Here is a 12810-nt window from a genome sequence, read left to right on the forward strand (position 1 = left end):
AAATGGAGTGCAGATTAATTCGTCACTTGTGACGACATCTGCCCTGACTTGCACTAAATGTGCTTTGTATTTCTTGAATTAACAGGTACGTTTTGTCTTGTTTAGTTTTCAAAGATCATTTGTTAAGCGACCTTTATATTATATCTAAATCTTAATATAAAGTCAACAACTTTTTTTAATTTCTTTTTTTCTCTCATTGCCCGTTTTTGTGGCAACGAATAATAATATACCACCATATTAATAATAGTGCAATACTTTTTTTAAAAAAATATAATAAAAGAAACAACAGCCAATATACAGCTGTTGTTTCTAGGATGATTAGCGATGTCTCATTTGCGGGAATAATAAAACATCTCTAATAGAAGGTGAATTTGTCAAAAGCATAATTAACCGATCAATACCGATTCCCAAACCACCTGTAGGTGGCATTCCATATTCCAATGCTTCAATATAATCCTCGTCCATCATATGAGCTTCATCATTTCCTGCTTCACGTTCTTTAAGCTGGTCCTCAAACCGTTCTTTTTGATCTATCGGATCATTTAATTCAGTAAATGCATTGGCATGCTCACGACCGACAATAAATAGTTCAAACCGATCTGTAAAACGAGGGTCATCTGGATTCTTTTTAGCAAGTGGTGAAATTTCCACAGGATGACCGTAAATAAAGGTTGGTTGAATAAGAGTTTCTTCAATTTTTTGCTCGAAGAACTCATTAATGATATGCCCAACAGTCATATTTTCATTGATTTCAATCCCATGTTCCTTAGCGTATGTTTTTGCTTCATCTAAAGATACTTCTTTCCAAAAATCAACACCAGTCACTTCTTTAACAGCATCTACCATATGAAGTCTCTTCCACTCAGGTTTAAGGTCAATCTCATGTTCACCGTATTGAATTGTTGTAGTACCATAAACTTCTTCTGCAATGTGGGCAATGAGGTTCTCAGTCAAACTCATAATATCTTTATAGTCAGCATAAGCTTCATAAAGTTCAATCATTGTAAACTCAGGATTATGCCGAGTGGAGACTCCTTCATTACGAAATACACGTCCAATTTCATAAACTTTTTCTAACCCACCAACAATCAGCCTTTTCAAATGAAGCTCAATCGCAATTCTCATATAGAGCTCCATATCAAGTGCATTATGGTGTGTCATGAACGGACGAGCAGAAGCGCCTCCTGGAATATCGTGCATCATAGGTGTTTCAACCTCTAGATATCCATGGCTATCCAAGTATCTTCTCATTGATTGAATGATTTTACTGCGCGCGATAAATGTTTTTTTGCTATCAGGATTCATAATTAAATCTAAGTATCGTTGACGGTAGCGTTGTTCTATATCCTTTAGTCCGTGATATTTATCAGGAAGTGGGCGAAGTGCTTTTGCCAATAGTTCAAAGGATGTCGCTTTAACAGATAACTCGCCTACTTTTGTTTTAAACATCACACCCGTGATACCGACGAGATCACCTAAATCAGAGCTTGTAAATAATTCATACTCTTCATCTCCGACACTGTCTTTTCTTATATAAATCTGTATTTGTCCTTTTAAATCTTGAATATGAGCGAAACCAGCTTTACCTTTTCCACGTTTCGTCATCATCCGGCCAGCAACCGTTACTTTAATGGCTTTTTCTTCTAGTTCTTCTTTTGTGAACTCACTGTATAGATCATGAAGTTCAGCTGATTGATGGCTGCGTTCAAAACGCTGACCAAACGGATCCCTACCGCTTTCTCTTAATTGATTCATTTTGTCCCGTCTGACTTGCAATTGGTCGTTTAACTCTTCATGGTTTTGTTCTCCATGATTCATCAGTATCACTCCGTTACTTTTATTTTTTGAAAAAAGCAGAAAAACTGCCAGTTAAAACTGGCAGTGAGCAGAGGAAGGCTTTATCCTGCTTTTTCATCCTGAAGCTCTTTTGCCTCTACTTCAATCGTAAACGCATCCAAAAGCTGGACAAGTTCAGCTTTTGTTTCACAATGATTGATTTCATTCCGGACCTTCGCGTTTCCTCTTATGCCTTTTAAATACCAGGCTGCATGCTTTCTCATCTCGCGAACTGCCACATTTTCTCCTTTTAATTCAATTAAACGATCAAGGTGAAGCTTGCAAACAGAAATTTTTTCACGCACCTTAGGTTCATCCTTTAATTCACCTGTTTCAAGGTAATGAACCGTACGGTAAATCATCCAAGGATTTCCCAAAGCGGCCCGACCGATCATTACACCGTCTACTCCTGTTTCATCAAGCATACGTTTGGCATCTTGAGGGGTGTTCACGTCCCCATTTCCAATAACAGGTATCGAAACAGCCTGTTTCACCTCTTTGATGATATCCCAGTTTGCCGTTCCTTCATACATTTGCACACGGGTCCGCCCATGAAGAGCCACAGCTTTTCCGCCTGCCCGTTCAACAGCTCTAGCATTTTCAACTGCATAAATATGATTTTCATCCCAGCCCATTCTCATCTTAACAGTTACAGGCTTATCAACAGCTTCAACAACTGCAGAAACCATTTCATAAATTTTATTAGGGTCAAGCAGCCATTTAGCACCCGCATCACACTTCGTAATCTTCGGCACTGGACATCCCATATTAATATCAATAATATCAGCTGTTGTGTTTTGGTCAACAAATTTCGCTGCTTCAACAAGTGTTTCTTTTTCGCCACCAAAAATTTGTAAGCTCAATGGTTTTTCTCGCTCATCAATATAAAGCATCCCCATCGTTTTTGCATTGTTATAAAGGATCGCTTTATCACTTACCATTTCAGCGCACACTAATCCAGCTCCGAATTCTTTCACCGTTAATCTGAATGCAGAGTTACACACTCCTGCCATCGGTGCCAACACAACCCTGTTTTTTAATTCTATATCACCGATCTTAAACATTTTTTGTCCTCCTTTCTTATTCCTTTGGAGGGGATAATTCCTCCATTGTTAAATTTAAAGTTCTAGCTATATCTCTGACCATACGATCAGATGGTATACGATTTCCCCGTTCAACTTCTCCAAGAACAGAAACGGATACACCCAATGTCTTAGCGAGCCCTTCTTGGGTATAGCCTTTTAATTTTCTATACGCACGAATTCTTCTACCCCAGATTTCTGCTTCCATACCCTTACACCTTCTCGATTTTTTACATCATCTATAGACCCCTTAAAATCAGGAAAAATCTCTAGCAATGGGATGAGTACAAACAAGCGTTCATTCATTCTCGGATGGGGAATGATGAGTTGTTCTGTCTCAATATTTTCACGATTATACAGTAAAATGTCAAGATCTACAGTCCTCGGCCCCCACCTTATTTCTCGCGTTCGACCCAACTCACTTTCAATACTTTGCATCAACTGAAGCAATTTGAACGGAGAGAGGGACGTCTTAACTCCCACAACCATATTTAAAAAGGGGTCCTGTTCAGTATACCCGACAGGGTCGGTTTCATAGATTGAAGAAATATCAAAAACCGTCACACATGGGTGTTGATGGAGGAGTTGAATTGCTTTTTTTAAATAGACTTCCCGCGGAGCGATATTCGAGCCAAGCGCGATATATGTGGTGTGTTTCATGGGCGTGTTCTCGTCATTTCTATAGCTACAGATCGATAATGACCAGGTATCGGCGGATCAGGTTTTATCACTTTAACCGTACATTTCTGCACTCTTTCAAAACGCTTGAATACCTTCTCAGCAATCGTTTCCGTAATCGATTCAACAAGCTTTACCGGCTTTCCTTCGACAACCTCTTTGCACAACTCATAAAGCTCTGCATAATTAATTGTTGCTTCAAGACAATCCGTTTTTCCCGCCTCACTTAGATCTAAAAATGCAGTTAAATCGACACGAAATCGCTGTCCAAGCACATTCTCCTCTTTGTATACACCATGATAACCATAAAACTCCATGCCTTCGATATAGACTTTATCGATGATAAACGCCCCCTTTATCCATCATAGCATCCATCATTTTAGCCATTCTCGAGATTTGTTTGACATCATGCACTCTAACGATGTCACATCCTTTTTGAATGCCGAGGCAAACGGTAGCCCCCGTGCCTTCTGCCCGCTCCTCAGGCGGAAGATCCAAGACTCGTCCAATAAATGTTTTGCGTGAAGTCCCCAATAGGACTGGATATCCTAGCTGACAAAATGTCTCTAACTGTTTCATGACAGCAAGATTGTCGGAATAGGTTTTAGCAAATCCGATCCCAGGGTCAATCACAATATGGTGATCTTGGACTCCAGCAGTTTTTGCAATACTCACACTTTCCATCAGATCTGATATCATATCAGGTATTAAATTTGTATAATTTCGCTCTTTTCGATTATGCATTAAAACAATCGGTACATTATGTGTAGCTGCGATAGATGCCATTTGAGGATCTGCTTTAGCTCCCCAAACATCATTGATGATGACGGCACCTGCTTTAATGGCTTCATCCGCAACTTTCGCTTTATAAGTGTCAATTGAAATCGGTGCATCGATTTCCTGAACGAGCTTTTCAATGACAGGAATAACTCTTGTCAGTTCTTCATCAAGTGAAACCTTATCTGCACCAGGCCTTGTTGATTCCCCGCCGATATCAAGAATATGAGCCCCGTCTTTCACCATTTGGTTCGCATGGATCACAGCCCGATCGATACTGTTGTATTTTCCGCCGTCTGAAAACGAATCAGGTGTTACATTTAAAATTCCCATAATTAAAGTTTGATCTTCATATGACAATGTGTGATGTTTTGCAGTAAGCCGTTTTGAACGAATCAATGTTTGCGGTGTCATATCCTTCACCCTCTAAATCATTTATAGTCGTTTATTGTAGTTCTATCTTTAGCATATAGCTGTTGTAGACATTTTGCCATGTTTCCATTCTTTCCTGGATAGACAACATGACCAATTTTGTAAAACGGCACAATTTCTTGCACAGAATTGGTCATCCAAGCCTCATCTGCACGTAGTAAATGTTCCAATGAATATTCCCCTTGCATGACTTTTATATTCAATTTCTCCAGAAGCTCGATGACATAACGCCTTGTTACACCATCCAAAATTCCAGTTTTAAGGGAAGGTGTAAACACACTGTCGTTTATTTTCCAGAAAATATTAGAAATGATCCCTTCTGCTACAGCCCCATCATCCGTAAGAAAAATCCCTTCTTTTCCCGGATCATTCCCCAACTCCCTTTTTCCGTACAAGTTGTTTAAAAAATGATGAGATTTTAAGCGAAATAAGCCCTCAGGGGTATTTCTACGAACTTGTAGTACAACTCCTTCCTTTTCAGCAGGAACGGATTCCGGTTGAAAAGGGTTGATCAGCACCATAAGGACGGGATTTTTGTAAGGTTCAGCAGAAAGACCTGAACCAGCTATACCAGCAGATAGATTTACTCGAACCCTTGCATCTCCATTTGTTAGCTGATTGATCTCTAAAAGCTTTCCCAATATTTTCAGCACATCATCTTCAGTCAAGGATACTTCGATTTTCAGGTCGTCTAATGCTTTTTTAAGTCGTTCCATATGCCATTTTAAAAGAAACGGCTGACCTTGATAAAGACGAAATGTTTCAAACACACCAATGCCATATAAAAAACCATGATCAAGAGGAGAAAGTCTTGCTTCCTCCTCCTTCACATATTCACCGTTTAGATAGACGATCATGCGTTCACTTTCTTTCGGTAAATCTTAATAAAGTTTTTCAGCATTTCTTTTCCAAATGGTGTCATAATTGACTCTGGATGAAACTGAACACCCTCAAGTGGCAGTTCCTTATGCCTGATCGCCATGATTTCCCCTTCTTTTGTCCATGCAGACTTGATAAAACAGTCAGGTAATGTGTCATCCTTTACAATTAAGGAATGATACCTAGTAGCAATCAACGGGTTTTCAAGATTTTGAAAAATCGTTAATCCATCATGGAAGACCTCTGAAGTTTTCCCATGCATTAACCGCTCTGCTCTAATTACATGACCGCCAAATGCTTGGGCAATTGACTGATGTCCAAGACACACTCCGAAAATCGGAATTTTCCCTGCAAAAAAGCGGATCGCTTCAAGACTAATCCCTGCTTCATCTGGGCTGCATGGTCCAGGGGAAATCATCAAAAAGTTAGGTGACATATCCTCTATTTCCGCTACGGTGATTTCGTCATTTCTCTTCACAATCAATTCTTCACCAAGCTCACCTAAATACTGAACCAAATTGTAAGTAAATGAGTCATAATTATCAATCATCAATATCATAGCTCAACTCTCCTCTGCTCTTTTTTCTCTTCTTCACTCAACTTTAACGCCGTTACCATCGCAACTGCTTTTTTAAATGATTCTTGATACTCATGCTTAGGATTGGAATCAATGACAATCCCTGCACCTGACTGCATAAAAGCCTGACCTGCTTTAACAACAATCGTTCGGATGACGATATTAAAGTGCATATCTTGATTATATCCAATCCATCCTATAGAACCAGTATAAAGCCCTCGCCTCGTTGGCTCAAGTTCCTCGATAATTTCCATTGTTCTAACCTTTGGCGCTCCTGTAATTGTACCACCCGGAAATACAGCATGAATCACATCTACTGGATCACATTCTTCTCTTATTTCTCCACAAACATTTGAAACGATGTGCATGACATGGGAGTACTTTTCAATGACCATAAATTCGTTGACTTGGACAGAACCGTACTTTGCCACTTTACCAAGATCGTTTCGCTCTAAATCAACAAGCATCACATGTTCGGCACGCTCTTTCTCATTCATGATTAGTTCAGCGGCAAGCACCAGATCTTCGGTATCATCAGCTCCACGGGATCTTGTTCCGGCGATGGGTCTCGTCTCGAGCAGGGAACCTTTCTTTTTAATGAGTAGTTCGGGAGACCCGCAAATCACTTGAAAATCAGGTGTTTCTAAATATGCCATATAAGGTGAAGGATTGACTTTCCTTAACATTTTGTAGACTTCAAAAGGCGGTACAGTCAGCCTCTGTGATTGTCGCATAGAAAGATTGACCTGAAATACATCTCCGCTCGCAATGTATTGTTTTATTTTTTCCACCGCTTCAACAAAACCAGCCTCCGTAAATGATGGAGCAAACGTTACTCCATCACTTTCATCTTGGCTTACTCGTTTTGTATGTTCCCGAAGGTCTGACATCCACATCGTTTCAAGTATACCTAGTTTCACTTCTGCTTTCGTTTGATCTTCACCACAGTGAGTAATCAACCAAAGCATTTCCTTCACATGATCATAAACGGCTACATCATCAAATACTAGAAAAAATAAATCTGGTGTTTGCAAGTCATCGATCGCCAAAAGTTTAAACTTTTCAATATAGCGAGCATAATCATAACTTAAAAAACCGACTGCCCCGCCCTGAAAATCGGGGAAGTCAGCAATCGTTTCCGTTTTCAGTCTTTGAAACCATTCAGTAAACTGTACGAATGGGTCTCCTTCCCTGTATAATGTTTCTCCTTGATAACGAATTTTGGTAATACCATCTTTCCCCTCTGCTATAGCGACTGGATCAAGACCAGCTATACTGTATTCTCCACCTCTAGCGCTTTCCAGAAGAATGTGGTGATCTTTGCCTACTGCAAGGCATTCATACTGTTTCAAAAATTGTTCATAGGAGTAAGGTATTGTTCTGGCTACTGGCCTTCTTACTGTCATCTTATCATTCCTCTGCCAATAATCTACTGTTCTTATTGTAGCAAATCTTTTTTTGAGGAAAACAAGATTTAATTTCCAATCTGAAAAATCCCCCTAAGTATGGTCACTCAGGGGAATTTTTTTTTAACTATTAATCAAACTGATATAACGGAGTGCTTAAATATCTCTCACCATTGCTCGGAGTCACAGCCAGCACCTTTTTACCTTTTCCAAGCTTTTTGGCAACTTGGAGTGCGGCAAAGATAGCCGCTCCTGATGAGATTCCACCAAGAATTCCTTCTTCTCTTGCAGCTTTCCGAGCGAATTCAAATGCTTCTTCATTTTTTACTGTGATAATGTCATCATAAATATCCGTATTTAAAACCTTAGGAACGAAGCCTGCTCCAATTCCTTGAATTTTATGAGAACCTGGTTTTCCTCCCGATAGAACGGGGGAATCAGTCGGTTCAACGGCAACCACTTGAATAGATGGATAATTCTCTTTCAACACTTCTCCTACTCCAGTAATTGTTCCTCCAGTTCCAATACCTGCTACAAATGCATCAAGTTGATCAAACTGTTCAACAATTTCTTTTCCTGTTGTACGACGGTGGACTTCGGCGTTCGCAGGGTTACTGAATTGTTGAGGCATAAAGTAGCCATGCTCTTTCGCGAGTTCTTCAGCCTTTTTTATTGCCCCTTTCATCCCTTCAACTCCAGGAGTCAACACAAGTTCGGCTCCATATGCACGAAGAAGGTTGCGACGTTCAGAGCTCATTGTGTCAGGCATAACAAGAATTGCTTTAATCCCTTTTGCAGCAGCAACCATCGCTAGCCCAATTCCAGTGTTACCACTTGTCGGTTCAATTAAAGTATCTCCCTCTTTCAATAAACCTTTTTCTTCTGCATCTTCAATCATTGCTAGCGAAATCCGATCTTTTACACTGCTTCCTGGATTCATATACTCAAGCTTTACATATACATCAGCACTATCTGTCTCAACAAGGCGATTCAATTTAACAACAGGTGTATTTCCGATTAAATCATAAACAGAGTTAGCAACACGAACCATCCTGAGCACCTCAATTTCCGAGTATTTTTATTGGTATTATACCTAATATCAAAAAATTTTGTCAATCGTTTTAAGAAATAGTAAAAGTCCGCTAAGTGATTAGCAGACTTGATCATTCATCTCGAAGGGCTTCAAGCTCTTCCTTAGTAAATATATATGTTTCATTGCAAAAATGGCACTGCGCTTCCGCTTTTCCATCTTCATCAATCATTGCTTGAATTTCTTGTTTACCTAATCCAATAATCCCACTTGCGAATCGTTCTTTTGAACAATTGCATGTGAATTTGACAGGAATGGTCTCAAGCACTTCAGGTTCTTCCCCTAAGACGACACTTAGCACTTCTTCCGGTGTAAGCCCCTTTTGAATCAATTTAGAAATAGGTTCCATCTGAGAAAGATTCATTTCAAGCTTTTTAATCGTTTTCTCATCAGTCCCTGGCATTAACTGAAAGATAAACCCACCAGCAGCCAAAATGGTATGATCAGGATTGACAAGTACACCTACTCCTACTGAAGAAGGGACTTGCTCAGAAGCAACAAGATAGTATGTAAAGTCTTCCCCAATCTCACCTGAAACGATCTCGACCTGTCCCGTAAATAAATCGCGCAAACCGAGATCTTTAACAACACTTAATGTGCCAGAAGTTCCAACAGCTCTTCTAACGTCAAGTTTTCCTTGCTCATTTAATTCAAAGTGAATTTGCGGGTTTGATACATACCCTCTAACTTCTCCTTTTGCATTTCCATCAGCAATAATGGCTCCGACTGGTCCGCCTCCTTCAATTTTAACCGTCAGTTTATCATCACCTTTCAGCATAGCTCCCATCATGACGGTTGCTGTCATCGTTCTACCTAAAGCTGCTGAAGCTGTTGCCCATGTCTGATGACGGCTTTGTGCTTCCGAAATAGTTTCAGTTGTTCTAGCGGCATACGCACGGATTTTACCTTCATATGCCATCGCTTTCACTAAATAATCCATTTGTTATCCTCCTAAATACTCCCCACACGGTTCCGCTCATAAATTAATTCAAGCCCTTTTAACGTAAGAAACGGATCAACAATATCAATACAATCAGACTCCTCTGCAATCAATGACGCTAGTCCACCGGTTGCAATTACTTTTGGGTTTTCTCTTAACTGTCGTTTCATACGTTTGACAATTCCTTCAACCTGTCCAACATAGCCGTATAGAATTCCCGATTGCATAGCACTAATCGTATTTTTGCCAATAATGTTGTCCGGTCTGGCGATTTCAATTCTTGGAAGCTTTGCAGCTCTAGAATAAAGTGCTTCTGTGGAGATTGTAATTCCTGGCGCTATCGCTCCACCCAAATATTGTTTATCCTCGTTAATACAACAATATGTTGTAGCGGTTCCAAAATCAACGACAATCAGCGGACTCCCATAAAGATGAATAGCCGCTACCGCGTTTACAATCCGGTCTGCTCCGACTTCTTTAGGATTATCGTATTTTATGTTTAATCCTGTTTTCATTCCGGGACCAACAACTAATGGTTCAATTTGAAAATACTTTGTACACATTCTTTCTAAAGAAAACATAATTGGCGGCACAACTGATGAAATAATAATTCCTTCAATCTGATCAAACATCAAACCTACATAATCAAATAAGGAACGAAGGAGCATACCAAACTCATCCTCCGTTTTATGACGGCTTGTCTCAATTCGCCAATGATATTCAAGCTCTCCATTATGATACACACCGATGACGGTATTCGTATTTCCCACGTCTATCACAAGTAACAATCTGATCACCACTTTGATTAGTTTCTCTTACTTTAAGATAAAACATTCTACCCTCATACAATACACGATTAAGATTTGATTTGTAAACGAATCAAACCGCTAAAGAAATTGGCCATTTAGAAGTATCCGGCATTTTCATAAAAAGGATTGAAAGGATCAATGTACACCCTTTCCGTTTTTGCGAAGCATCCATCCTTTAAATGTGTCATACAGTCATTTTTGCGGGATTTACACCAACAAGTCTTCAATAGATGAACACAACTCATAACACTGTTCATGGGTAGGCGCGTGTGGCTTTAAAACCTTATCAATAAGAAAAACTGCCAAAAAGCTTGGCAGTTTTTCTTAAAAAAATTACTCTTTTTCATCGTTTTTTATTTCTGTATCTCTTTTATTAATGTTGACTTTCATGTCATCTGTTTGTTGTTCGTCATCTGAGAAATTACGTTCAGGAAGTTTTCCATGTTCCATCAGATGCTTAATTTGCTCAGCATCAAGCGTTTCGACTTTTAGCAATGTTTGTGCGATCAGTTCAAGTTTATCGCGGTTTTCAGTAAGAATTGTTTTAGCACGTTCATAACATTGCTTAATGAAATGCTGCATTTCTTTATCAATTTCATACGCAATCGCATCGCTGTAATTTTGATCATTGTTAAAGTCGCGACCCAAGAAGACCTGCCCTCCTTGGGACTGTCCGAATTGTAGAGGCCCGAGTTTTTCAGACATACCAAACTCTGTGACCATCCGTCTCGCAATCCCTGTTGCACGCTGAAAGTCATTATGCGCTCCTGTGCTGACTTCACCGAAGATAATCTCTTCAGCCACACGACCCCCTAACAACCCAACAATTTTGTCGAGAAGTTCCGGTTTCGTTTGGAAATAACGGTCTTCCTTTGGAAGCATTACCGCATAACCACCTGCTTGCCCACGAGGAACAATTGTAACTTTATGCACCATATCCGCCTCATCCAACACAAGTCCAATCACTGTATGTCCGGCTTCATGATAGGCCACAATATTGCGTTCTTTTTTGGAAATGACCCTGCTTTTCTTAGCTGGCCCTGCAATGACACGGTCTGTCGCCTCATCGATATCACGCATATCGATTTTCTTTTTATCTTGACGTGCTGCTACAAGTGCCGCCTCATTTAAAAGATTCTCAAGATCCGCTCCAGAAAATCCTGGTGTACGCATTGCAATTGCGTTTAAATTAACGGTTTCATCTAACGGTTTATTTCTAGCATGTACTTTTAGTACTTCTTCACGTCCTTTAACATCAGGGCGATCAACAGTAATTTGACGGTCAAAACGTCCCGGACGCAATAATGCAGGGTCTAATATATCAGCACGGTTTGTTGCTGCAATAATGATGATCCCTTCATTGGCACTGAATCCGTCCATTTCAACAAGCAACTGGTTCAACGTTTGTTCGCGTTCATCATGGCCTCCGCCAAGACCAGCACCACGTTGACGTCCAACAGCATCGATTTCATCGATAAAAATGAGACATGGCGCGTTTTTCTTAGCATTTTCAAATAAATCACGAACACGTGATGCACCGACTCCGACAAACATTTCAACGAAGTCTGATCCACTAATACTGAAGAAAGGTACGCCCGCTTCACCAGCACAAGCCTTCGCTAGCAATGTTTTACCTGTACCAGGTGGGCCAACTAAAAGTACACCTTTCGGAATTCTAGCACCGAGTTCAACAAACTTCCGTGGATCTTTAAGGAAGTCAACGACCTCGACCAGTTCTTGCTTTTCCTCATCTGCTCCAGCAACATCTTTAAACTTGACGCGTTTCTTCTCTTCTGTATAAAGCTTCGCTTTGCTTTTACCAAAGTTCATGACACGACTTCCGCCGCCTTGAGCTTGATTAAGCAGGAAGAAGAAAAGAATGAGGATAATAACAAAAGGGATTATGGTAGTAAAGAAGGTCATCCATCCGCTTGTTTCTGGTGCGGGTTCAACTTCAATCTTCGTTTCCTTAACCTTTTGCAGAATTTGATCTGATCCTCTTCCTTCAGGAACATGGGTTAAGAAATACTCGTCTTTGCTATAATTAGTTAGCTGTCCCCTGACCTCATAAACACCTCTAACAGGTTGAATGGATACACTTTCAACCTTCCCTTTATTAAGGTTTGAAACAAAATCACTATACGACATATTTTCGGTTTTCGGATTTGCGTTTTGGAAGAAGCTCACAACTCCGATCACAACTAATAAAATAAGTAAATAAAAAATGGTATTACGGAAGACCCGATTCATTCCTTACCTCCTCCCACAGTAAGCACAACTATGTTCAATAGTATCATAGAAAAT

13 protein-coding genes are annotated in these 12810 nt (G+C 40.0%); all 13 read right to left on the reverse strand.

Annotated features, from left to right (window positions below):
* Window positions 1-318: 318 nt before the first annotated feature.
* The gene (lysS, locus tag PDT38_RS17930) at window positions 319-1818 is read right to left on the reverse strand and encodes a lysine--tRNA ligase (RefSeq protein WP_270803447.1); all 1500 of its coding nucleotides are present in this window, start codon (window positions 1816-1818) and stop codon (window positions 319-321) included.
* Window positions 1819-1898: 80 nt separating this feature from the next.
* Window positions 1899-2900: a tRNA dihydrouridine synthase DusB gene (dusB, locus tag PDT38_RS17935; RefSeq protein WP_270803448.1), complete on the reverse strand. Its 1002-nt coding sequence runs from the start codon at window positions 2898-2900 to the stop codon at window positions 1899-1901.
* A gap of 16 nt (window positions 2901-2916) precedes the next feature.
* Window positions 2917-3126, reverse strand: coding sequence for a helix-turn-helix transcriptional regulator (locus PDT38_RS17940; protein ID WP_270803449.1), 210 nt, complete (start codon window positions 3124-3126; stop codon window positions 2917-2919).
* Window positions 3078-3578, reverse strand: coding sequence for a 2-amino-4-hydroxy-6-hydroxymethyldihydropteridine diphosphokinase (folK, locus tag PDT38_RS17945; RefSeq protein ID WP_270803450.1), 501 nt, complete (start codon window positions 3576-3578; stop codon window positions 3078-3080). The genes PDT38_RS17940 and folK overlap by 49 nt, the downstream gene beginning before the upstream one ends.
* Window positions 3575-3937, reverse strand: a complete 363-nt coding sequence (folB, locus tag PDT38_RS17950) for a dihydroneopterin aldolase (protein ID WP_270803491.1) — start codon at window positions 3935-3937, stop codon at window positions 3575-3577. The genes folK and folB overlap by 4 nt, the downstream gene beginning before the upstream one ends.
* Entirely contained in the window at window positions 3930-4787 is an 858-nt protein-coding gene (gene folP, locus PDT38_RS17955; RefSeq protein ID WP_270803451.1) for a dihydropteroate synthase, read from the reverse strand. The genes folB and folP overlap by 8 nt, the downstream gene beginning before the upstream one ends.
* Window positions 4788-4804: 17 nt before the next feature.
* Window positions 4805-5662, reverse strand: coding sequence for an aminodeoxychorismate lyase (gene pabC, locus PDT38_RS17960; protein ID WP_270803452.1), 858 nt, complete (start codon window positions 5660-5662; stop codon window positions 4805-4807).
* Window positions 5659-6243, reverse strand: a complete 585-nt coding sequence (pabA, locus tag PDT38_RS17965) for an aminodeoxychorismate/anthranilate synthase component II (RefSeq protein WP_270803453.1) — start codon at window positions 6241-6243, stop codon at window positions 5659-5661. Before pabA ends, pabC begins: the two co-directional genes overlap by 4 nt.
* The gene (locus PDT38_RS17970; protein ID WP_270803454.1) at window positions 6240-7667 is read right to left on the reverse strand and encodes an anthranilate synthase component I family protein; all 1428 of its coding nucleotides are present in this window, start codon (window positions 7665-7667) and stop codon (window positions 6240-6242) included. Before PDT38_RS17970 ends, pabA begins: the two co-directional genes overlap by 4 nt.
* A gap of 130 nt (window positions 7668-7797) precedes the next feature.
* The gene (gene cysK / locus PDT38_RS17975) at window positions 7798-8718 is read right to left on the reverse strand and encodes a cysteine synthase A (protein ID WP_270803455.1); all 921 of its coding nucleotides are present in this window, start codon (window positions 8716-8718) and stop codon (window positions 7798-7800) included.
* A 112-nt stretch (window positions 8719-8830) separates the two neighbouring features.
* Window positions 8831-9697: an Hsp33 family molecular chaperone HslO gene (hslO, locus tag PDT38_RS17980; RefSeq protein WP_270803456.1), complete on the reverse strand. Its 867-nt coding sequence runs from the start codon at window positions 9695-9697 to the stop codon at window positions 8831-8833.
* An 11-nt stretch (window positions 9698-9708) separates the two neighbouring features.
* Entirely contained in the window at window positions 9709-10485 is a 777-nt protein-coding gene (locus tag PDT38_RS17985; protein ID WP_270803457.1) for a type III pantothenate kinase, read from the reverse strand.
* 354 nt (window positions 10486-10839) lie between these two features.
* Entirely contained in the window at window positions 10840-12756 is a 1917-nt protein-coding gene (gene ftsH / locus PDT38_RS17990) for an ATP-dependent zinc metalloprotease FtsH (protein ID WP_270803458.1), read from the reverse strand.
* Between the last annotated feature and the right edge of the window lie 54 nt (window positions 12757-12810).

The organism is Bacillus changyiensis (assembly GCF_027706145.1).
Classification (GTDB): domain Bacteria; phylum Bacillota; class Bacilli; order Bacillales; family Bacillaceae; genus Bacillus; species Bacillus changyiensis.

Coding starts and splice junctions, on each gene's coding strand:
- dusB (WP_270803448.1), bottom strand. CDS start 2,900: ATGTTTAAGATCGGTGATATAGAATTAAAAAACAGGGTTGTGTTGGCA.
- pabA (WP_270803453.1), bottom strand. CDS start 6,243: ATGATATTGATGATTGATAATTATGACTCATTTACTTACAATTTGGTT.
- folK (WP_270803450.1), bottom strand. CDS start 3,578: ATGAAACACACCACATATATCGCGCTTGGCTCGAATATCGCTCCGCGG.
- hslO (WP_270803456.1), bottom strand. CDS start 9,697: ATGGATTATTTAGTGAAAGCGATGGCATATGAAGGTAAAATCCGTGCG.
- pabC (WP_270803452.1), bottom strand. CDS start 5,662: ATGATCGTCTATCTAAACGGTGAATATGTGAAGGAGGAGGAAGCAAGA.
- PDT38_RS17940 (WP_270803449.1), bottom strand. CDS start 3,126: ATGGAAGCAGAAATCTGGGGTAGAAGAATTCGTGCGTATAGAAAATTA.
- PDT38_RS17970 (WP_270803454.1), bottom strand. CDS start 7,667: ATGACAGTAAGAAGGCCAGTAGCCAGAACAATACCTTACTCCTATGAA.
- lysS (WP_270803447.1), bottom strand. CDS start 1,818: ATGAATCATGGAGAACAAAACCATGAAGAGTTAAACGACCAATTGCAA.
- ftsH (WP_270803458.1), bottom strand. CDS start 12,756: ATGAATCGGGTCTTCCGTAATACCATTTTTTATTTACTTATTTTATTA.
- cysK (WP_270803455.1), bottom strand. CDS start 8,718: ATGGTTCGTGTTGCTAACTCTGTTTATGATTTAATCGGAAATACACCT.
- folP (WP_270803451.1), bottom strand. CDS start 4,787: ATGACACCGCAAACATTGATTCGTTCAAAACGGCTTACTGCAAAACAT.